Here is a 20,722-nt window from a genome sequence, read left to right as displayed (position 1 = left end):
AATTGGGAATAGGAGACAAGGTAGACAAGGTAGATTTTATCCCCATGCTCGATACCCGATGCCCGATGCCCGATGCCCGATGCCCAAAATGAATTTTGAATTTTGAATTTTGAATTTTTATGTACCTGACGCTAAATTCAGTGCAGCTACCTCCTAGCTTTCGCTTAACTTTGCCATTTGTTAAGGAAAGTGGGGGGAGTTATCAAACTCAGCCATTGCCAGGATGCCCTATGATGCCGGTATCTCTGCAATTACGCCCTTATCAGCGACAAGCTATTACTAACTGGTTTGCTAATCACGGCAGAGGTACGCTGAAAATGGCTACTGGTAGTGGTAAGACTATTACTGCACTGGCTATAGCTTGTGAACTTTACCAACAAATTAACTTGCAGATGTTGTTGGTGGTTTGTCCCTACCGCCATCTTGTCACCCAATGGGCGCGGGAATGTGAAAAGTTTAATTTGCAACCGATTTTAGCTTTTGAGAATGTCCGCAATTGGCAAAGTCAACTTTCTACTCAACTTTACAATCTGCGTTCTCATTCTCAAGGCTTCATCACGGTAATTACAACTAACTCCACATTAATTGGTGAGGGATTACAATCACAATTCAAGTATTTTCCTATCAAAACATTAATTATTGGCGATGAAGCCCATAATTTAGGCGCACCGAAGTTAGAAGAGAGTCTACCCAGAAGCGTGGGCTTGAGGTTGGCTTTATCGGCTACGCCAGAAAGATATTTTGATGATGATGGCACACAATCTTTATTTGATTATTTTGGGGCAGTTTTACAGCCAGAGTTTACTTTAAGGGATGCAATTTCTCAGGGAGCTTTGGTACATTACTTATATTATCCCATATTGGTAGAGTTAACGGAAGTAGAAAGTATTGCTTATTTAAAATTAACTAAAAAAATTGGCAGATCCATACTATATCGAGATAAAGAAATTAAGGAATCAGCTAATTTTGAAGATATTGCAGATTTAAAGCCATTATTAATGCAAAGAGCCAGATTAATTGGTGCAGCTAGTAATAAATTAAATGCCCTGCGTCAACTAATGGCTAATCGCCGCGACACTACCCACACACTGTTTTACTGTAGTGATGGTTCACTAGAAACAGGTCAACGTTCTTCTTTGCGGCAACTCAAAGCCGTTGCTAAAATTTTGGGAAGAGAATTAAGTTATAAAGTTAGCACCTACACAGCCCAAACACCTTTAACAGAAAGAGAAATTTTGCGTCATCAATTTGAAAATGGCGAATTACAGGGTTTAGTGGCAATTCGCTGTTTAGATGAAGGGGTAGACATTCCTGCCATTCAAACGGCTGTAATTTTATCGAGTTCTGGTAATCCCCGCCAATTTATTCAAAGACGGGGCAGAGTTTTGCGTCCCCATCCCCAAAAGCAACGAGCTACTATATTTGATATGATTGTATTGCCCCCAGATTTGGATAGGGAAACCATAGAAGTAGAACGGAATCTGTTAAGAAAAGAACTACGACGATTCGTAGAATTTGCTGATTTGGCTGATAATGCGGGTGAAGCAAGAATCAAACTGCTAAATTTACAAAAACGTTATGGCTTGTTAGATATTTGAGCTAACATTAGTAATACGATTTACATAGAACTTCTTACCCTTGTGAGGTAACAACAAAAATAATTAACCGCAGATGGACGCAGATAAATTTGTACATTAGTATACCAAAAAAAGCTATATTGAAATGGCTGTGATCAATATCTGTATTACTTATAAACAAATATTTATTGTCAAAGATAATATTAGCCAACTTAGCTGCAAGCACATCTGAAAAATAACATCGGTATCAGCTTTGGTTTAGCACATTTGGCTAGCCATGACATGATGAAAATTTATGACTTTTAGTTGATTTTTTAGATTTTGAATAAAATATTTTGTAAATCGCAGCATGAATTTACTCTATGCCACTGATTTGCCTAATTTAGAGCAGGTAATGGAAGATGCTCCTCTTACTGTCACATCAGATATGTTGTTGATTGATGTGATTGATTTAATGAATCGGACACTAGGTATTGATAGTAGTTTAGGGGCAGGAAATTTACCCCAACAACCCTACATCGGTTGTATTTTGATTGTTGAAGGCAAAAGATTAATAGGTATATTCACACTCAAAGATGTAGTTAGGGTAATTGCTTCAGGTCAGAATTTATCTGTTGTCAGAATTGAGGAAGTGATGACACAGCAAGTGATCACTCTGACTCCTACTCCAGAGGATAATGTCTTAACGGCTTTACTATTCATGGGTCATCATCGGATTCGTCACTTACCCATAGTTAATGCAAAGGGTGAATTAGTCGGACTAATTACCCAGGAAAGAATACGTCAAGTGATTGAGCCAGCGCATTGGTTGAAATTTCGCACTGTCGCGGATGTGATGGTCACTCAAGTGGTTCACGCACCACCTACTGCATCTTTGCGGGAACTGGCGCAAATGATGAGCGATCGCCAGATTAGCTGTGTAGTGATTGTTACACAAGAACCAGGCGATCGCCATCTATTCCCAGTGGGAATTGTGACGGAGCGAGATATGGTCAATTTTCAGTTACAAGCACTAGATATTGACAGGACTCCGGTGGAGGTTGTCATGAGTCAGCCTGTATGTAGTGTTAGTGCAACTGATTTTTTGATGAGAGTACAGGAGTTGATGCAGCAGCAAGGCGTGCGGCGTGTAGTTGTGGTGGGGGAGCATGGAGAACTCCAAGGATTAGTCACCCAAACCAATCTCCTACAAATATTTAACCCCTCAGAAATGCTGGGAGTCATGCACGCCTTACAACAAAAATTCCATGAGCAAACTATACAACTGCAAACAGCCAACCAACAGTTACAAAAAGAGGTGAATCAGCGTCAACAGGTAGAAGCATCACTAAAACAAGCTCAAGCAGAATTAGAATTACGTGTCGCTGAACGCACGGCAGAACTAGTGCAGGCAAATGCGCGCTTATACAGAGAAATTGCGGAGCGTAAACAAATCGAAATTACACTTCAAGAGCGATCGCATCAATGGCAAGCTTTATTTGATCATGCCTTAGATGCGATCACTATTGTAGATGACGAAGGGAAGTATATAGATGTCAATCGAGCAGCCTGTAAATTGTTTGGGGTATCTAAACAAGAACTTTTAGGTGCGAGAATAACAGACTTTACCACACCAGAATTTGACTTCACTCAAACTTGGCAACAGTTCTGCCAACAAGGACGAATGTTGGGTGAATTTAAATTACGTCGTCCTGATGGCACAGTCCGGGATACCGAATTTGCGGCGGTTGCTCACTTCATCCCACATCGTCATCTTTGCATAATCCGAGATGTTAGCGATCGGCAACAGGCTGAGTCCAGACTGCAAAAGAGTGAGCAAAGACTGCAACTTGCTCTTTTAGCTAGTAATACTGGCATTTGGGACTGGAATTTGCAAACTAATGAGGTTCACTGGTCGGAAAATTTATTTTACTTATTTGGGGTCACTCCTGACACCTTTGAGGTTAGCTATGAAAATTTTTTAAATAGCATTGTTCACCCTGAAGACAGGGAACTGCTGCATCAATCAGTTTTGCGATCAATTGACCAGCAAGTACCCTATGATATCGAATTTCGGTTTATCTACCCAAATGGTACAGTAGGTTGGTCAGTGTGCAAGGGTAAAGTGTTGTGTGATGACACCACTGGTGAACCACTGCAAATGATTGGGGTGAATATAGACATCACTGAACGCAAACAGGCTGAATTAGCCCTACGAGAAAGTGAAAAAAGACTGCAACTAGCACTTTCAGCCACCAATACAGGAATTTGGGACTGGAATCTGCAAACTAATGAAGTAATCTGGTCTGAGAATGTATTTCCACTATTTGATCTCGATCCCCAGACATTTGGCCGCAATTTGCCATCCTTTCTCAATTGCGTCCATCCTGAAGACCGCGAATTTGTGGAACAATCGATGATGCAGGCTATTGATGAGCAAACACTTTGTGATGTTGAGTTCCGTATAGTTTGGTGTGATGGTACGGTACATTGGGGCAATGGTAAAGGCAAAGCATTCTATGATCATACTGGTCAGCCACTGCGGATGATTGGGGTGCATCAGGACATCACCAAGCGCAAACAGACTGAAGCCTCATTGAGAGAAAGTGAACAAAGGCTACAAGCAATTATTGATAATTCCCCGGCTGTAATTTATGTCAAAGACATCCAGGGGAAGCATATTTTGGTAAATTCTGAGTTTGAAAGAATTACCCACCTCAAACGAGAAGAAGTCAAAAATAAAACTAATGATGAAATATTCTCTTCTGAATTTGCTCAAGCCTTAACGAGAAATGATCAAAGTATCCTCGCCTCTGGAAAACCTGTGCAATCTGAGGAAGTAATTGAACTAGATGATGGACTACATACTTATTTAAGTATCAAGTTTCCTCTGTGTGATTCCGAGGGTCGTCCCTACGCTATTTGTGGTATTTCCACAGATATCACTGAGAAAAAACAACTAGAACAGCAATTCTACCGCGCCCAAAGGTTGGAAAGTATCGGCACCTTAGCTAGTGGTATTGCCCACGACTTGAATAATGTCTTTGCACCCATTGTGATGATTGCCCAACTTTTACCTTTAAGATGCCAAAATGTCGATGCACGGACTCAAGAATTATTCAAAACTCTAGAAACTAGCTCAAAGCGTGGTTCTGAATTAGTGAAACAGATTCTTACCTTTGCCCGTGGAAAAGAAGGTCAACGCATTTTGTTACAACCAGGACATCTGCTCAAAGAATTGGTCAAAGTCATTAAGCAGACATTTCCTAAAGCCATAGAAATTAAAACAGATATTCCCAGTAATACACTCTGGATGGTACAAGCCGATCCCACCCAATTAGATCAGGTGTTCATGAATTTGGCAGTTAATGCCCGTGATGCCATGTCTAATGGTGGTATGCTCACCATTACGGCAGAAAATTATGTGATTGATGAGACTTATGCCCGAATGCACCTTGAGGCGCGTGCAGGCGGCTATGTTTTGGTGAAAGTTGCAGATACAGGGACAGGAATTCCGCCAGAGTTTTTGGAACGGATATTTGATCCCTTTTTTACCACAAAAGAAGCCGGTCAAGGTACAGGTTTAGGATTATCCACAGTTTTAGGAATTGTCAAAACCCACGGTGGTTTTGTGGAAGTATCGAGTCAGGTAGGTAAAGGTACGCAATTTCGGGTGTTTTTGCCCATCTCCAGAGGAACAGCCACAGAGGTAAACATAGAGGCGGAGTTACCCAGGGGTCACGGTGAGTTAATTTTAGTTGCTGATGATGAAACCGTCGTTCAACAAACCACACAGGAAACCTTAGCAGATTATAACTATCGTACCCTGATCGTAAATGATGGCATTGAGGCGATCGCTCTTTACGCCCAACAACCAAACGACATCAGCGTAGTCTTACTCGATATGCTCATGCCCAATATGGATGGCTTAACCACTATCCGCACCCTCAAAGCCCTCAATCCACAGGTGAAAATCATTGCTACTAGCGGTTTACCGGTCAATGAACAAAAAGCGATCGCCATTGGTGCTACTAAATTTCTCTCTAAACCCTACACGGCAACGGAGTTATTGCAGACTTTAGCGGATGTTGTACAGAATTAGGGACTGGGGACTGGGGACTGGGAAAAATGCTACCTTGTCTCAGCTAATCGTCATCTAAACTGCATCACTGTCATACCGATAAAAGCTGCAAACCCTCTCCCTTGCCCCCTGCTCCCCTGCGGACTTCGTGTTTTTCCTTATATGCTGGACAGCTTACCTGTTCCCCTTCTACACAATTATACTTAAGTTTTTTGTAAATTTTTTCTACTTGTTGTAGTTAATTGTACGTTTTATGGAAAAATATTTAATAGACACTAATATAATGGAGTGTTTGCTTCTTTAAAAATTTTACTAACATCCCATTATAAAGAATTTCAGCATAAGTAAAATATAGCAGAAAGCAGAATAAAAATAAATACTTTTTTGTCAAAAAACTTTGAAATTTCACCGCAAAAATCCAGAGAATTTGAAAATAATATTCATAGTGGCTTTACGGATGAAAAAAGCGCGATTGAGGCGGTTAAAATAGGTAAAAAAGATATTCTCAAAAATTAAGATGTCGCCAGAGCAAAATATCGATGATGTGCAAGAGCCGATTTTGAGCGCGCCACCGGAAGTAAGACAAATTATCGAGCGAGTTTGGCATCTGGAAAAGAATCGGCTGGATAGGAAAAGTAATAGCCCCATCAATGATGATATTTTAGATATTGTCAAGGGAGCAGTGCAATGAAACTCACATCCATTAAACTGTGTAACTTTCGCTCTTTTTATGGCAAAACACCAGAGATGATCATTTCTGGAGGAGATGTCTTGAATACAACGATTATTCACGGCAATAATGGAGCAGGTAAAACCAGTTTACTGAATGCCTTTACGTGGGTTTTATATGAAAAATTTAGTGCAGCGTTTGCTTCCACAGAACAGTTAGTAAATAAAAGAGCGATCGCAGAAGCTCAACCAGGACAAGCTGTAGAATGTTGGGTAGAAATTAACTGGGAACACGAAGGTAAACGCTATAACGTTAAACGCCAATGTCGCGGTTATAAAAATAAAACAGATTTTGCTCTAGGTAAAACCGAATTACTCATGCAAGTCGCTGGTGATGACGGTAGATGGTATTTTCCACTCCAGCAACCAGAAGAAATCATCGGGCAGATTTTACCAGTCAGTCTACATCAATACTTCTTTTTCGACGGCGAACGCATAGAAGAAATTGTCCGTTCTGATAAAAAGTCTGAAATTGCGGAAGCGACAAAAATTTTCTTGGGTGTAGAAGTCATCAACCGTTCTATTAAACATCTAGGAGAAGCCAAAAAAAGCTTAGAGAACGAATTAAAAGCTATTGGTGACTCCGAAATCAAACAACTTTTAAAAGAACAAGCCAAACTCGAACAAGAAATTGCCCAAGTCAACGCCCGTCAAGCAGAAATTAAGCAAGAAATAGAATATCAACAAACTTTTAAAAAAGAAACTGGTAATCGGTTACAAGAATTAACCGCCGCTAAGGAACTACAACAAAAACGGCAAGAATTAGAAAATCAAAAGAAAAGCCATCAAGACAACTGGCGACAAACTAAAGAAGCCTTGAAGAAAATTATTTCCTCACGGGGTTATACAGTTTTACTATCAGACACTACTAACCAGTTTCGGAATATTATTCATGATTTAAAACGGCGAGGCGAATTAACCTCTGGAATTTCACGGGAATTTATCACAGAATTACTCAATTCCCAACGCTGTATTTGTGGTGCAGAATTACATCCAGGTAATCACGCTCATCATTATGTGGGTATGTGGTTAGATAAAGCAGGTTCTTCTTCAGTAGAAGAAACCGCAATTCGGATGAGCGCACAGGTAGAAGAAATAGATAAACAAGCCGCAGCCTTTTGGGAAGAAGTAGACAAAGAACAAGCTAGACTTAATCAACTACGCCAAAACATTTCAGAAATCGAACACGAATTAGATAATATTCAAGAACGTTTACGTAAAGATCCCAACGAAGAGATTAGCAACTTACAAAAAAGACTAGATGAGATTGAAAGTAAAATCGACGAATTAAATCGAGAACAAGGCGCGAATCAACAGAAAATCACTCACCTTAAAGCCGAGATTGAAACTTTAATCAAACAAATTGCTAAACAAAAGCTCAACGAAGACAGACAATTATTAGCCCAAAGACGCATCAACGCTACCCAAGACGCAATCGAACGTTTAACTGAAGTGAGAAACCGCCAAGAAAAACAGTTTCGCCTGCAACTAGAAAAGCGATTGCAAGAAATATTTGCGGCTATTTCTTTTACTCCTTATATCCCTAAAATCAGTGACAAATATGAACTAACCTTAGTAGAAAATACCTCCGGTACAGAAGCAATAGTTGCAGCTTCCACAGGGGAAAACCAAATTCTTAGTCTATCTTTTATCGCTAGTATTATTGATAAAGTCAGAGAGTGGAGTGCTAAACGTAAAATCCTCACCATCCCTGATAGTAGTACCTTTCCCATCGTGATGGATTCTCCCTTCGGAAGTCTAGACGAAACCTATCGCCGTCGTATTGCCCAAACTTTACCGCAGTTAGCCAATCAATTAATCGTATTAGTCACTAAAACACAATGGCGGGGTGAAGTTGAAGCAGAAATCTCTGAAAGAGTGGGAAGAGAATATGTTTTAGTTTATTATTCCTCTAAACCAGACTGTGAACAAGATTATATAGAACTAGCTGGAGAAAGATATCCCTTAGTTAAACAAAGCCCCAATGAGTTTGAATATACAGAAGTAATTGAAATTACAAGAGATTGGTAATCATCAATACTGTTTTAGAAAGTCTGTAATTTTTATGAAATAAAATCAGCTTTTTTAGCAAAACTTTAGTTTGTCATCAGTGCAAATGACTCTGGGAGCAAATGTAAATTAGCTAAAATATTGGTGAGATGCTCAAAGAAATTCGATGAAATATCACAGCATTAATGAGCTGCTTAAAAATAATCAGACTTGGGTAGCTGAAAAGTTAGCACTAGAGCCAGATTACTTTGAAGAATTATCAACAGGACAAACTCCTCACTTTCTCTACATCGGTTGTTCTGATAGTCGTCTGCCATTGACTAACTTTACTCGCACTGAACCTGGAGAGTTATTTGTACATCGGAATATTGCTAATCAAGTTTCTCTAACGGATATTAACTTTCTCGCTGTTTTAGAGTATGCAATTTTACATTTGCAAGTCAAACATATTATTGTTTGTGGTCATTATGATTGCGGAGGAATTAAGGCGGCGTTAGAATGGCGAACCATTGGCATTATAGATAATTGGGTAAATCCCATTAGAGAATTATATTTACAACATAAGGCTGAAATTGATGCCTTGCCAAGCAGAATTGAACGTCTGAATCGTTTAGCCGAAATCAATGTTGTCGCACAAGTGAAGAATCTTTATCAAACTTCCATTATGCGTCAAGCACTCTACGAAGGTAACGCCCCTATGGTTCATGGCTGGTTATTAGATATACGTACTGGATTAATTAAAGATTTAAATGTTTCAACGGTGCAGTGGCAATTGTATCAATGTCCTTTACTTTTGTGCTGAGTGGTGAGTGGTGAGTGGTGAGTGGTGAGTGCTGGGTGATGAGTGATGATTGCTGAGTGGTGAGTGCTGAGTCGTCAAAAAAAGCAGTAGGTGTCAATTACTTACATCACCTACTGCTTAGTATAGTAAATATACTGATTAATTGGAAAAAGTTAGGTTTAAAACCGGACTTGCGTCCAAAAATCCTTGTTTCCCAAGGTAGGTAAAACTCCAACGCCAGTTCTCTCAAGTCGGGAAACCCACCAACGCCACTCCCCCTTGTGGGTGGCTGAATGAATTGCGTTAGCGTAGCGGGACGTTAGTCCATTGCGTTAGCGTAGCGGGACGTTAGTCCATTGCGAATTGCGTTAGCGTTCGCATAGCGTCTCGTAGAGAAGCGGGGCGTTAGCCCATTGCGAATTGGTTTTATAAAGTTTCTAAGTAACTCAAGAGGTCTGCCATTACTTGAGCATTAGGCTGGAATTTGGGCATTGGCGGTGTTTTACCGCTAATGACTTGATGAATTAATCCATACTTGGATTTGTGTTTAGAAACACCTTGTAAACTAGGGCCGACTCGCCCATCAGCTTCTAAACCATGACAGCCAGCACAATTGATTTGAAAAATAGCGTGTCCTTGTATTGGGTCTCCTGACAATGCTAAAACACTTTTGACATATGGGTCAGAGGCTTGAACCATATTTACACCAAAAATGCCCAATAAGACTGCTAGCAGTATCGCTAGAGCCAGTAAAGCGCACTGCTGAATCAGGTTTTCGGGTTTAGTAATCTGGTTATCCAAAAGTTGTGCTGTAAATGTCTAGTTGTTTTCAAAAATGTTTATTTCCTACACATAGCTTAAAAGTTCTTGATGCTGACTGCAAGCATATCCGAGACTTTGCTTATAACTAGCGATCGCCTAAAATCTTTACTGAAAGCGGGATTCATCACTAATTTGGTAAAATCATAAGTGGGAAATGAATTTTGAATAATCGTAAACAGGAGACTTAAAGTGGTTGAACCCCTGCTGTCAGGTATTGTTCTTGGTTTGATTACAGTTACCCTCGCTGGGTTATTTTACGCTGCCTACAAGCAATACAAACGCCCCAATGAGTTGGGTGGCTAATTAGAGGTAGGGGGCAGAGAGCAATGCGGTCTTGGGCTTTGCCCAAGTGGAGCAATTGCGGAGGGGCAGGGAGCAGGGGGAGAGATTTTCTTTCCTTACACCCTACACCCTACACCCCTACACCCTCATGCTGTAGAAAGTGAGTGCTGTGTTACCGTAAACTTTTTCACGGCTAATTTCCCAATTAGGAATTACTATATCTGTCCATCCTTGGGGGTTATGCTCAACGGCGATTTCACCTTGAGGATCTAATAATTGATAGTGAGCGATCGCTTCTAATACAGGTTGATATAATCCACTAGCATAGGGTGGGTCAAAATAAATCTTGTCAAACTGCTGCCCTGATAAGTGCTTTAGCTGCTGGATGACATCACCACGTAATACTTGCCATTTTTGATTTTCCTGCGCTACTTGCTCCCAATTCTGCTGAATTACAGCGCAGGCGCGACTAGATTTTTCAATTCCGACTACAAAACTGGCTGCTCTACACAAAGCCTCTGCACCCATTGAACCTGTACCGGTGCATAAGTCTAGCCAGCGACAACCTACTATTTCTCCCTGCCAAATATTAAAAACTGCCTCCCTAACCCGCGCGCTTGTGGGTCGGGTTTCTTGCCCTGGTAAAGTTTTAATTTGGCGATTCCCGTAAATTCTTAGACTCATTAGTCAATCGTCAACAGTCAATAGTCCATAGTCAATAGTATGTAGCAAAATCATAATGACTGGAAACAAATGACGAAGCTCTAAGTTGTAATTTCATTATTAAGCGGCGATTTTTTCCCGTACTTGCGAAACAAAATTAGACAAGATTTGCAAGCCAATGTTAGATGATTTTTCTGGGTGAAATTGTACTGCCATCAGGTTTTCATGGGCAATAGCAGCTGTAATAGTTTGCGTACCGTGGGTAACAGTTGCAGCGCGGATTTGCGCCTCAACGGGGTCAACATAGTAAGAATGCACAAAATATACCCAAGGTTGTGGGGGTAAATGCTCCCACAAAATACTTTTTGGTTGAGTTAATTGCAGCTGATTCCAACCCATGTGGGGAATTGTAATTCCAGGTTCATGGACAAACCGCTTCACTTTTCCTCGCACAATTCCCAGTCCTGGTTGAGTTCCTTCCGCACTGGATTCAAACAAAATTTGTAGTCCTAAACAGATGCCTAAGAAGGGTTTGCCAGATGCGATTATATCTTTGATCGGCTGCTCTAAATCGCGTTGGCGAATATGTTGGACTGCGGGATCAAATGCTCCCACCCCAGGTAAAACAACCGCATCAGCTTTAGCTAATTCCTTGGGAGAATCAGTTATTCTGGGAGATGCACCTGCTTTTTCTAATCCCTTGCAAACAGAATGCAAGTTGCCCATGTCGTAGTCTATAACCGCAATCACTGGCATTGATTTATTCCTTGTAAATTATTTATGGAAGGTTTTTCTATTCTAAATAATATTTTCCATGAAGAAAAGAATACTATTAACTTCTTTTGACACTTGGCTGGAAAATCAACCGTCAAATTCTTCGGATGATTTATTACTTGAAGTCATGAAACTCGACTCACTCCCCTATGATTTAAATTTTTTGCGACTGTTACCTGTTGATGTCGAGCTAGCTAGTGTTCGGGTGGTGGACAAAATAGAGGAATACCAACCTGATTATGTAGTCTGTTGTGGCATGGCCGCTAGTCGGCAAAAATTAAGTGTAGAACTGGGTGCAAGCCGTGGAGAAACTTTTTTACAGACGAATATTGATGTCAAACAATTAGTATCAGGAGCAAAGGCGACTGATATTAGTGACGACTGCGGTAAATTTGTTTGCGAAGGTCTTTATTATTCTGTACTGGACTACTTAGGACAAAAGAATTCGACAGCACATTGTATATTTGTTCATGTCCCAGTTTTAAACCAAGAAAATTTGATAGAGGTTTTGACAGATTTCTTATTAATTATTAACAATTTGGCACTTTTATAAGTCGCTAGCGTCGGGGTGTGGGAGTGCTGAGTAATGAGTGCTGTTAGCGGTAGCGCGGCGTTTAGCCGGTGCTGAGTAATGAGTAATGAGTAATGAGTAATGAGTAATGAGTACTGAGTGCTGAGTAATGAGTGCTGTTAGCGGTAGCGCGGCGTTTAGCCGGTGCTGAGTAATGACTAATGACTATTGACTAATGACTAATGACTATTGACTAATTTGTTATAACGGGAGATAAATTTTTTTCGGAATATGTTGCATTTATTACTCGGTTTAATGGTTGCCCAATCAACTCCGGCTACACCACCACCGGAAGAAGTTGTCCAACCCCAACAAGTGCGCCCGTTACCAGGACAATTGGATGCGGTGCCAACTTTTAATAGCAATAGTCCCGAATTAGTATTAAAAGAAGGGATTTTGCTTTCGACTTTTCCACCACAGGGTAAAAAAATCCCATCAGCTCATTTGAATTATCCCTTTCGCGGTAGGTTTGATGTGTTTGCTCATCACGTTGCACGAGCTGAACCGCCGGAGAATTTGCGCTCATTATATTTAGGGATAATTTTACATAACCCCACAAACCAGCCTGTGACAGTCAACGTGTTGCAAGCTGCAAGTTACTTAAGTCAACCAGATGCGCCGTTTATTGAGTTACCTGCTTTTAGTGAAAATTTGTTAGGTAATGTATTTGCAGGGCCTGGCGATCGCGTCATGTCTGATATCTTGAGAGGACGACGACAAGATATTTTTCCTCCCCAAATCGTGATTCCAGCCGGGGAAAGTCGAATGTTACTCAATCAACCAATCCCCGTCAAAGGATTGACACCACCCCTTAACGGTCGCTCAACTTTGGCAAGACTACGAAGTAGTGGTACAGTCTACGCAGCTAGTTTGGCGATGTTTGCGCGCACTAATGCTGACGGGAGTGAACGCCCCCCAACTTTAGAAGAGTGGCAAGATTTATTAAATAATAGTGATGTCTCTAGTCCCCGTGATAAAGTCCCCACACCTTTAGAAGAAACTGGTAAACCCCGTATCTATGGCAGAGTGGCTGGTGTGGCGCGGGGGACGCAATGGCGCGCTTTTATCGTTGATAGTCCCAAAGCTAAATACCTCACTATTCCCCAACCAGGACAGTCATTTTCCTATCCCCTTAGCACCCTGCATGGTGGAACATTGGGAACAGAACAAATTCAAAGCGCGCCGCTTTTAGTACGTTATCCTGACACCGCTTATCGGGCGCATGGAAATTACGCGATTCAATATAGTTTGAAGTTACCGTTATACAATAATACTTCTACCGCCCAAACGGTAAACGTATCAATTCAAACGCCAATTAAAGAAGACAAATTAACACAACCAGGACTGAGATTTTTTACCACACCTGCCCGTCAAGTCTTCTTTAGAGGTAGTGTGAGAATACGATACAAAGACGATAACGGCCGTCCTCAAACTAACTTTATTCACTTAGTACAAAGAAGAGGTCAGCCAGGACAACCACTAGCTGTATTAAACATGAAAACAGGCGATCGCTCTCTAGTAGAAGTAGACTTTCTCTATCCCCCAGATGCCACACCCCCCCAAGTATTAACAGTCACAACCCAAGCTTCTAAGGGTAGTCAATAGTCAATAGTCATTAGGGAACAGGGAACAGGGAACAGGGAACAGTTTTTCTCATCTCCTACCTTATATCCCCAATCCCCAGCGAAGCACTGAGCTTGTCGAAGTGTCCCCAGTCCCCAATCCCCAATCCCCAATCCCTAAAAATTCCATCCATGCGCCTGACCTCACTTGATGTTTTTCGTGGTATCACCATAGCGGGGATGATTCTCGTTAATATGGCGGGAGTTGCTGATGATGTCTATCCTCCCCTAACTCATGCTGATTGGCATGGTTGCACACCCACTGATTTAGTATTTCCTTTCTTTCTCTTTATCGTCGGTGTGGCGATGACTTTTTCGTTATCTAAATACACCCAATATAAGGCAGGGGGCAGGGGAGCAGAGAGCAGGGGAGAAAAATCATCTACTAGTGGCGAAGTTGCAACAGAGGAGAAAAATCTAACGTCCCCCCTGCACCCAGCCCCCAGCCCCCCTGCCTCTCTTTACTGGCGAATATTTCGCCGCGCTGCAATTTTGTTTATTCTAGGCTTGTTTCTCAACGGCTTTTGGAATCAAGGCGTTTGGACGTTTGATTTTAGTAGCCTTCGCATTATGGGAGTGTTGCAGCGTATTAGCATCAGTTATTTGCTAGCTTCTCTAATAGTTCTCAAATTCCCGCCTAAAGGTCAATGGATAATTGCAGCTACCTTACTCATCACCTATTGGCTGGGAATGATGTATATTCCCGTACCCGAATATGGGGCGGGGGTATTAACTAGAGAAGGCAACTTGGGGGCTTATATTGACCGATTGATTATTCCCAAAGCTCATTTATACAAGGGTGATGGCTTCAACTTCATGGGAGATCCTGAAGGATTATTCAGCTCAATTCCTGCTATAGTAAACGTTCTGGCTGGTTACTTTACTGGCGAATGGATACGTAAGCAACCAGTACAAACACGTACAAGTGTAGGATTAGCATTATTTGGGATTGGTTGTTTAATTATTGGTTGGGCGTGGGGTTGGGTATTCCCAATGAATAAAAAACTGTGGACTAGTTCCTATGTTGTTTTTACTAGCGGTTGGGCGTTATTGCTACTCGCAGCTTGTTATGAACTAATTGAAGTGAGACTGATACGACGCTGGAGTAAAGCTTTTGAAATTATGGGACTAAATGCGATCGCCCTTTTCGTCGCATCAGTATTACTCATCAAAATTTTAGTGAAAACCAAAATCGGTACAGGTGAAACCGCCATCAGCACCTATAACTGGATATATCAAAACATCTTTGCATCCTGGGCTGGAACTTTCAATGGATCACTATTATTTGCCCTAGTCACCGTCATATTATGGTGGGCTGTCGCCGTTTTCATGTATCGTCAACGCTGGTTTGTGAAGGTTTAATCATGGAAGTGGAGGCGAGAGACATCTTCCACACCCAAGAAAACTACCATCTATGACAAAATCTTGAGATTTTTTTTGGATTCTTGCATAAACTCGTCAGTTCAATCTGATAAATCTATAGGGGCGAAAATTGAATAAAAATTCCCCTAAAAATCTGATTAAACGCGATTTAACTTTGATCTAATTAATCTCAATCGAGGTAAATTTATGCTAGTTTCCACTTTCGAGTTGCTTGTTAAACCCCAGTTTCCTAAAGCTGCAAATCTACCTGCACCAGTACCACCATCTTTAAAGGAAAGTATTGATAAACTCAGTCGTAATGTCATTCAGGGTTATTTTTTAACTTTGAGTAATATTAACGCTTTTGATGTAACTTTCTCTCTAGTCTTCACCGTAGTTTCTAATCCTCCTGTCAACATTCAAGAACTTGTTGCTTTCTTAGATGTTGATGAAACTAATATATTAGCTAATCTAGAGCCTGATTTTGCTCCCAATAAAATCAGATTTACAAGAACTATCAAAGCTGCTGAGACGGGTTTATTTTTGCTACAGCCAAACATCCTAAAAGAAGGCATATTAGCAAAAGCTAACTTTGAAGTCAGAGGATACGTAGAAGTATTTATTTCTTCGTTGTCTACTGGATATAATTCTGCTAAACTCCTGCTCACTCCAGAGCATAGAGGTACATTCTATAAGAGTTTAGATACAGAAGGCCCCAAAGTTCAGTTAGATCAAATTGCTTATTCTCTGCCTACAGCTCATGGTGGTTCTCTATTTGAGCTAACTTTCCACTAAAGATTGGGAAATTACACCAATTTCCTCTAGTCTGCAAGCCACAGAAAATCATCCAAATCCTTAGCTGCGGTGCAAAATTGGTGTAATTAGCCAAGCTAATTTAACACCTAAAAAGCAACGTACCATTAATATTGGTACGTTGCTTTTTTGTTAAGTTTTTCCTGTGGGGACTGGGGACTGGGGATTGGGGACAAGGTAGACAAGGGAGAAGGAGTAATGAGTAATGACTAATGACTAATGACTAATGACTATTGACTAATGACTATTGACTATTGACTATTGACTCATAACTATTGACTATTGACTAATGACTATTGACTATTAACTAATGACTGATATTTTAGTAATCGGTGCGGGTATGGCAGGATTAATCTGCGCCCAGCATTTAAGTAAGACTGGTTATTCGGTGCTGGTGGTGGATAAATCCCGTGGTTTGGGAGGAAGACTCGCTACGCGGCGGTTGTATGAAACAAGAGCTGATCACGGTGCTTGTTACCTGAAACCTCAAGGGGAATTGTTCAGGGATTTGGTAAATTTATTGTGCGATCGCCATATCTTAGAAGTCTGGACGGATACTGTTCATGAAGTCGCTACACATACAGGTTTATCTACACCCCAAAATCGTAGTCCTCGTTATGTTGCACCTTTAGGGATGAGTGCGATCGCTAAATTTCTAGCCCAAGATTTAAATATTTTACTTAATCAGCGTGCGATCGGTCTTCACCTGACACCGGAAAACCATTGGCGCGTCACACTAGAATCTAGTAATGAGGAAATAACCGCTAAGGCTTTAGTCATCGCTATTCCCGCACCTCAAGCTTTAACCCTACTGACTCCATTGGCGGGGAGGGATTTAAACCCAGCATTGCTAGAAAATTTAAATTCCGTCGAATATTATCCTTGTATTAGCGTCATGAGTGGCTATCCCACTACATCACAACTACCAGACTGGAAAGCTGTTACTTTTGTTGATAATGAAATCCTGAGTTGGATTGGTTTAGATAGCAGCAAACGTCACCAAGCACCGCAACCTGTATTTGTAGTTCAAAGTAATGCTAATTTTGCTCAACAGCATCTCGATTCACCAGAGTTACAACCCACTGGACAACAAATGTTAGAGTGTGCAGCCAAAGCTTTAAACCTACCCTGGCTAAGTACTCCTGAATGGATGCAAGTACATCGTTGGCGTTATGCTTTTCCTCGTAGTCTTTGGCCAGAAAAAGTTTTAGCATTTGACACGACTGCACCTTTAGTTTGCTGTGGCGATTGGTGTAGTGGCAATTTAGTAGAAGGTGCAATGCTTTCTGGACTAGCGGCATCTGAAAAAATTAACCAATATTTAGACCAATTAATCCCAGCAAATGTAAACTTTTTCAAAGATTTCGCCTAATCTTTGCATCTATCGTTAGACTGATTGCGCGATATAGTAAGTCTCACCTTTGTGACTTACTAAATTTTCTTACAACTAATAATGATATTTAACAGTCAGTATAGACACTATTGCCAAGCTAATTTATATCAGATATGAGTAGCTTGGCATTAAGAATGTTAAGCATCCAGATATCTTTACTTCACCTCAATTTAAACCTTTCTTTATAGATTTACCCTGCTTTTTGATTGATCCCTCATTACTTATGATGAGTTTTATGTAGATTTACCGCAAAATCACATAATTTTGGAAAAATGAAAATATAAATAAAAAAGATTTGGAAATTAATCCAGCTATTGAGTATTTACTCAGTATTTATGCTGTCAACAATCTCAAATTCCTAAAAATCGGTAGAACTAGATACGTGCTATTCTACCCACATAAAAAGTTCGTTTCAGCGCGTAAGCTCGATATCTCTGCTGAAGAGTCATTGAGCAAGTTTGTTTAATGCTCTCAGTATGTAAATGAAAAGATAAAAACAGGAGTTAAAAATTTATGAATACGCTAGTCAAACTAACCCAAGAATCAGTCGTAGGAGAGATTGAAAATGTTTTAGGTACCTATTCATATCATCCTTATCAACAAGCCTTTGCAATTCCTGACTTACGACAAGAATTGATTACCTTTGTCTTGAATCGAATTCCATGTTTTCATAGTGCGTTTTCTCCCACAAAACCAGAAGCACAAAGCTGCGATCAAGACACTATATTTCATCAAAAGTTACCCCGCAGTCCCTTAGAGCAACAACTGCATCTACAAAACTTAATTCACCAAGGTGTCCACTATATCTTTCAACAAAAATCAGCTTGGATTAGCCATCATCTTTGCGAATCCGTAGAACCTGCTTGTGAACCCTCTCACTGGTTTGGTTAACACGGTGTTAAGAATTGGAGTAGGATGCAAAATTGAGTGTTTTGAAGGGTAAATGGCATCCACAACATTTTTAGATAAGCTTTTGCCAAGATAGTCAGCATCCAAATTCTTGACAAAAGCTTTAAAACAGGAATAATACCAATTCGCAATGGACTAACGTCCCGCTACGCTAACGCAATTCGCAATGGACTAACGTACCGCTTCTCTACGAGACGCTACGCGTAGCTTGCTTCCACGGAGTGGTACGCTAACGCAATTAAGAAAGTCAGATACCATCTTGGTTTCAAGCTTTGCATCTGTTGCTTAATTCTGGAGAATTGGTATAAAATCATCAAAAAATTGAAGTAGATGCTATCAAATGCAATCAGGCGAAGCATCATCGCCCATGAAATTCCTGATGTTAACAATAGTTATTGCCTAATTCTCAATTAGCTGTATCTAATGCCACAAGCTAACAAGATTCTACACACCCTAAAGTTAATAAGATAGAAAACTAATTATCTTAGCTGATGACGTTCTTCTTCCACGAAGAATGTTTCAATGTTGCTAAGTAGAGAACATTCTTGTTCTTCGTATTCGCGTTGACGCATTTCAACAACGTAGATCAGTTCACCACGAGATTGATCCGAAACCCTTCCCCAAGCATGGCTAACAGATGTTGATGGTAGATGGGAAGTATATGTACCATGATCGCCGGGACGGGTTGTGGTGGTGTAGTCTGGCTGCGGCTTCATAGAAATCGTGTGAGGTTGAAATTACCATATTCAGTGTATAAGCAAAATCCCATAAATAGGAAAAATCAAGTGCAATGAGTTGTTAACACCATTGCATTGTGAAAATTGATATCAAAGTTGAATCATGAGACACAATATCAACTATCAAGATTTTGCATTCACCAATCTAGAGATTGCTAACAAAGGACTCCTAAATTCTTGGGTGATTACCCGTTTATTGCCTAATATGCAGCGAATTAATATTGCTAGCTTTCGCAGTCGTTCTCATGCTGAAGTTTATTTGCGAAAGTTACGCCACCTGATTCCTGATGCTGATTTTGTGATGGTTTTTGATTGTCAAAGGGAATAGGGCATGGGGAATGGGGAATGGGAAATAGGGCATGGGGAACAGGGCATGGGGTATGGGACAAGGTAGACAAGGTAGAAGAAGTAATGACTAATGACTAATGACTAATGACTATTGACTAATGACTAATGACTAATGACTATTGACTATTGACTAATGACTAATGACTAATGACTATTGACTATTGACTAATGACTATTGACTATTGACTATTGACTATTTTTTGAACTCCTCTCAGTCCTGGACTCTACAATATTAAGTAGTTGCAGTTATCGCCTCATTAAATCCACGCTGATGAACAAAAAGAATAAGCCAGACTGGGCTGGTGAAAGTTTACTCTCCAATTTCGTTAATTTGTTAATTCAAACTAAGCCCATTTACGGTGTAATGAAACACCAAGCTAGACAAGTCCTAATCAAAACAGCTGAGAAAAATGGGATTCCCTGGCGTAAAAATTATGAGGCACTCCAAACATCAGGCGCAAAACAACTATTAGCCGCAGTGACTAATCCCAATGTTGTTTATCCTGACTATTACAAAGTTCCTTTTCATGCTTACTCTGAGGGAAATCTGTGTTGGGAGGCTGCTTTTGAAACAGAATCAGCTACCTACGCGATGGCACTGCGGGTATGGCCGCAAGAAAACCTGACTTGGGAAGATGCCCACGCTAGACTCAGAGGCACTTTCCACGACGCTTTGGGGACATACGGCCCTCAACAAGTCAGGGATATTTTAGATATTGGTTGTTCTGTGGGTGTTTCCACTTTGGCATTACACCGCTATTACCAGCATCGGGAAAGGTATCCAGTCCGCACTGTGGGTTTAGATTTATCGCCCCATATGCTGGCTGTAGCTAGAACTAGGGATGTAAATAGTGAAATAGCTGAATGGATTCACGCCAGGGCAGAAAAGACGGGTTTACCAGATAACTCCTTTGACTTGGTAACTCTCCAGTTTGTCACCCACGAACTCCCCAGTTATGCCAGCCAGGAAATTTTCACAGAAGTGAGAAGATTGCTCAGACCAGGCGGTTGTATCGCCATAGTAGATAATAACCCGCGATCGCCCGTCATCCAAAACCTCCCCCCTGTTCTCTTCACCCTCATGAAAAGCACTGAGCCGTGGAGTGACCAATACTACACATTTGATATTGAAGCCACTCTGCAAAAAGTCGGCTTCTTAAAACCAGTTACCGTCCCCAGTGACCCACGGCACAGGACGATTATTGCTCAAAAGCCGATGTAGAGGCAGGGGGCAGGGGGCAGGGGTAAAACCTTCTTCCTTCGATGCCC

The 20,722-nt window shown here is 40.9% G+C and carries 18 protein-coding genes; 14 read left to right on the top strand and 4 right to left on the bottom strand.

Features of this window, described 5'->3' with window-relative positions; all coding sequences use genetic code 11:
• Positions 1-119: 119 nt before the first annotated feature.
• The 5 genes from ACQFX9_RS24055 to ACQFX9_RS24035 all read left to right on the top strand — a co-directional run bounded on the left by ACQFX9_RS24055 (position 120) and on the right by ACQFX9_RS24035 (position 9,178).
• Positions 120-1,598 carry a DNA phosphorothioation system restriction enzyme gene (locus ACQFX9_RS24055; RefSeq protein WP_427159084.1) on the top strand — a complete coding sequence of 493 codons (1,479 nt, stop codon included), beginning with the start codon at positions 120-122 and terminating at the stop codon, positions 1,596-1,598.
• Between the two features lie 328 nt (positions 1,599-1,926).
• Complete coding sequence (locus ACQFX9_RS24050) at positions 1,927-5,658, top strand: PAS domain S-box protein (protein WP_427159082.1); 3,732 nt, start codon at positions 1,927-1,929, stop codon at positions 5,656-5,658.
• A gap of 496 nt (positions 5,659-6,154) precedes the next feature.
• The gene (locus tag ACQFX9_RS24045; protein ID WP_192881710.1) at positions 6,155-6,328 is read left to right on the top strand and encodes a hypothetical protein; all 174 of its coding nucleotides are present in this window, start codon (positions 6,155-6,157) and stop codon (positions 6,326-6,328) included.
• Positions 6,325-8,397: an AAA family ATPase gene (locus ACQFX9_RS24040; RefSeq protein ID WP_427159080.1), complete on the top strand. Its 2,073-nt coding sequence runs from the start codon at positions 6,325-6,327 to the stop codon at positions 8,395-8,397. The genes ACQFX9_RS24045 and ACQFX9_RS24040 overlap by 4 nt, the downstream gene beginning before the upstream one ends.
• A 145-nt stretch (positions 8,398-8,542) precedes the next feature.
• The gene (locus ACQFX9_RS24035; protein WP_427159078.1) at positions 8,543-9,178 is read left to right on the top strand and encodes a carbonic anhydrase; all 636 of its coding nucleotides are present in this window, start codon (positions 8,543-8,545) and stop codon (positions 9,176-9,178) included.
• A gap of 405 nt (positions 9,179-9,583) precedes the next feature.
• Here ACQFX9_RS24035 and ACQFX9_RS24030 read toward each other — a convergent pair whose 3' ends face one another.
• A complete protein-coding gene (locus ACQFX9_RS24030; protein WP_236142590.1) occupies positions 9,584-9,958 on the bottom strand; it encodes a c-type cytochrome in 375 nt (124 codons plus the stop codon).
• A gap of 210 nt (positions 9,959-10,168) precedes the next feature.
• Here ACQFX9_RS24030 and petG point away from each other — a divergent pair, with 210 nt between their 5' ends.
• Complete coding sequence (gene petG / locus ACQFX9_RS24025; protein ID WP_103137481.1) at positions 10,169-10,282, top strand: cytochrome b6-f complex subunit V; 114 nt, start codon at positions 10,169-10,171, stop codon at positions 10,280-10,282.
• A gap of 117 nt (positions 10,283-10,399) precedes the next feature.
• Here the strand turns inward: petG and rsmD are convergent, their stop codons facing one another.
• Complete coding sequence (gene rsmD, locus ACQFX9_RS24020) at positions 10,400-10,945, bottom strand: 16S rRNA (guanine(966)-N(2))-methyltransferase RsmD (RefSeq protein ID WP_427159075.1); 546 nt, start codon at positions 10,943-10,945, stop codon at positions 10,400-10,402.
• 99 nt (positions 10,946-11,044) lie between these two features.
• On the bottom strand, positions 11,045-11,680 hold the full coding sequence (gene hisH, locus ACQFX9_RS24015) for an imidazole glycerol phosphate synthase subunit HisH (RefSeq protein ID WP_427159073.1): 636 nt from the start codon (positions 11,678-11,680) through the stop codon (positions 11,045-11,047).
• 58 nt (positions 11,681-11,738) lie between these two features.
• Between hisH and ACQFX9_RS24010 the strand changes: the two genes are divergently transcribed.
• The 6 genes from ACQFX9_RS24010 (at position 11,739) to ACQFX9_RS23985 (ending at position 18,350) form a co-directional block, all read left to right on the top strand.
• Positions 11,739-12,251, top strand: coding sequence for a peptidase C15 (locus ACQFX9_RS24010; RefSeq protein ID WP_427159071.1), 513 nt, complete (start codon positions 11,739-11,741; stop codon positions 12,249-12,251).
• Between the two features lie 249 nt (positions 12,252-12,500).
• Positions 12,501-13,874: a DUF3370 domain-containing protein gene (locus tag ACQFX9_RS24005; protein ID WP_427159069.1), complete on the top strand. Its 1,374-nt coding sequence runs from the start codon at positions 12,501-12,503 to the stop codon at positions 13,872-13,874.
• 149 nt (positions 13,875-14,023) lie between these two features.
• The gene (locus ACQFX9_RS24000) at positions 14,024-15,253 is read left to right on the top strand and encodes an acyltransferase family protein (RefSeq protein WP_427159067.1); all 1,230 of its coding nucleotides are present in this window, start codon (positions 14,024-14,026) and stop codon (positions 15,251-15,253) included.
• Between the two features lie 207 nt (positions 15,254-15,460).
• A complete protein-coding gene (locus ACQFX9_RS23995) occupies positions 15,461-16,048 on the top strand; it encodes a hypothetical protein (protein WP_427159065.1) in 588 nt (195 codons plus the stop codon).
• Between the two features lie 328 nt (positions 16,049-16,376).
• The gene (locus tag ACQFX9_RS23990; protein ID WP_427159063.1) at positions 16,377-17,438 is read left to right on the top strand and encodes an NAD(P)/FAD-dependent oxidoreductase; all 1,062 of its coding nucleotides are present in this window, start codon (positions 16,377-16,379) and stop codon (positions 17,436-17,438) included.
• 534 nt (positions 17,439-17,972) lie between these two features.
• The gene (locus tag ACQFX9_RS23985) at positions 17,973-18,350 is read left to right on the top strand and encodes a hypothetical protein (RefSeq protein WP_427159061.1); all 378 of its coding nucleotides are present in this window, start codon (positions 17,973-17,975) and stop codon (positions 18,348-18,350) included.
• Positions 18,351-18,847: 497 nt separating this feature from the next.
• On the opposite strand, the gene ACQFX9_RS23980 is transcribed toward ACQFX9_RS23985, so the two are convergent.
• The gene (locus ACQFX9_RS23980) at positions 18,848-19,084 is read right to left on the bottom strand and encodes a hypothetical protein (RefSeq protein ID WP_236143664.1); all 237 of its coding nucleotides are present in this window, start codon (positions 19,082-19,084) and stop codon (positions 18,848-18,850) included.
• 124 nt (positions 19,085-19,208) lie between these two features.
• Here ACQFX9_RS23980 and ACQFX9_RS23975 point away from each other — a divergent pair, with 124 nt between their 5' ends.
• Entirely contained in the window at positions 19,209-19,433 is a 225-nt protein-coding gene (locus ACQFX9_RS23975; protein WP_427159059.1) for a hypothetical protein, read from the top strand.
• Positions 19,434-19,724: 291 nt separating this feature from the next.
• Positions 19,725-20,675, top strand: a complete 951-nt coding sequence (locus ACQFX9_RS23970) for a class I SAM-dependent methyltransferase (protein ID WP_427159057.1) — start codon at positions 19,725-19,727, stop codon at positions 20,673-20,675.
• Positions 20,676-20,722 lie beyond the last annotated feature (47 nt).

The sequence above is a fragment of the Aliinostoc sp. HNIBRCY26 genome, assembly GCF_050235535.1.
In the GTDB taxonomy this organism is placed as follows: Bacteria; Cyanobacteriota; Cyanobacteriia; order Cyanobacteriales; family Nostocaceae; genus Trichormus.
This window is presented reverse-complemented; position numbering and strand designations above follow the sequence as displayed.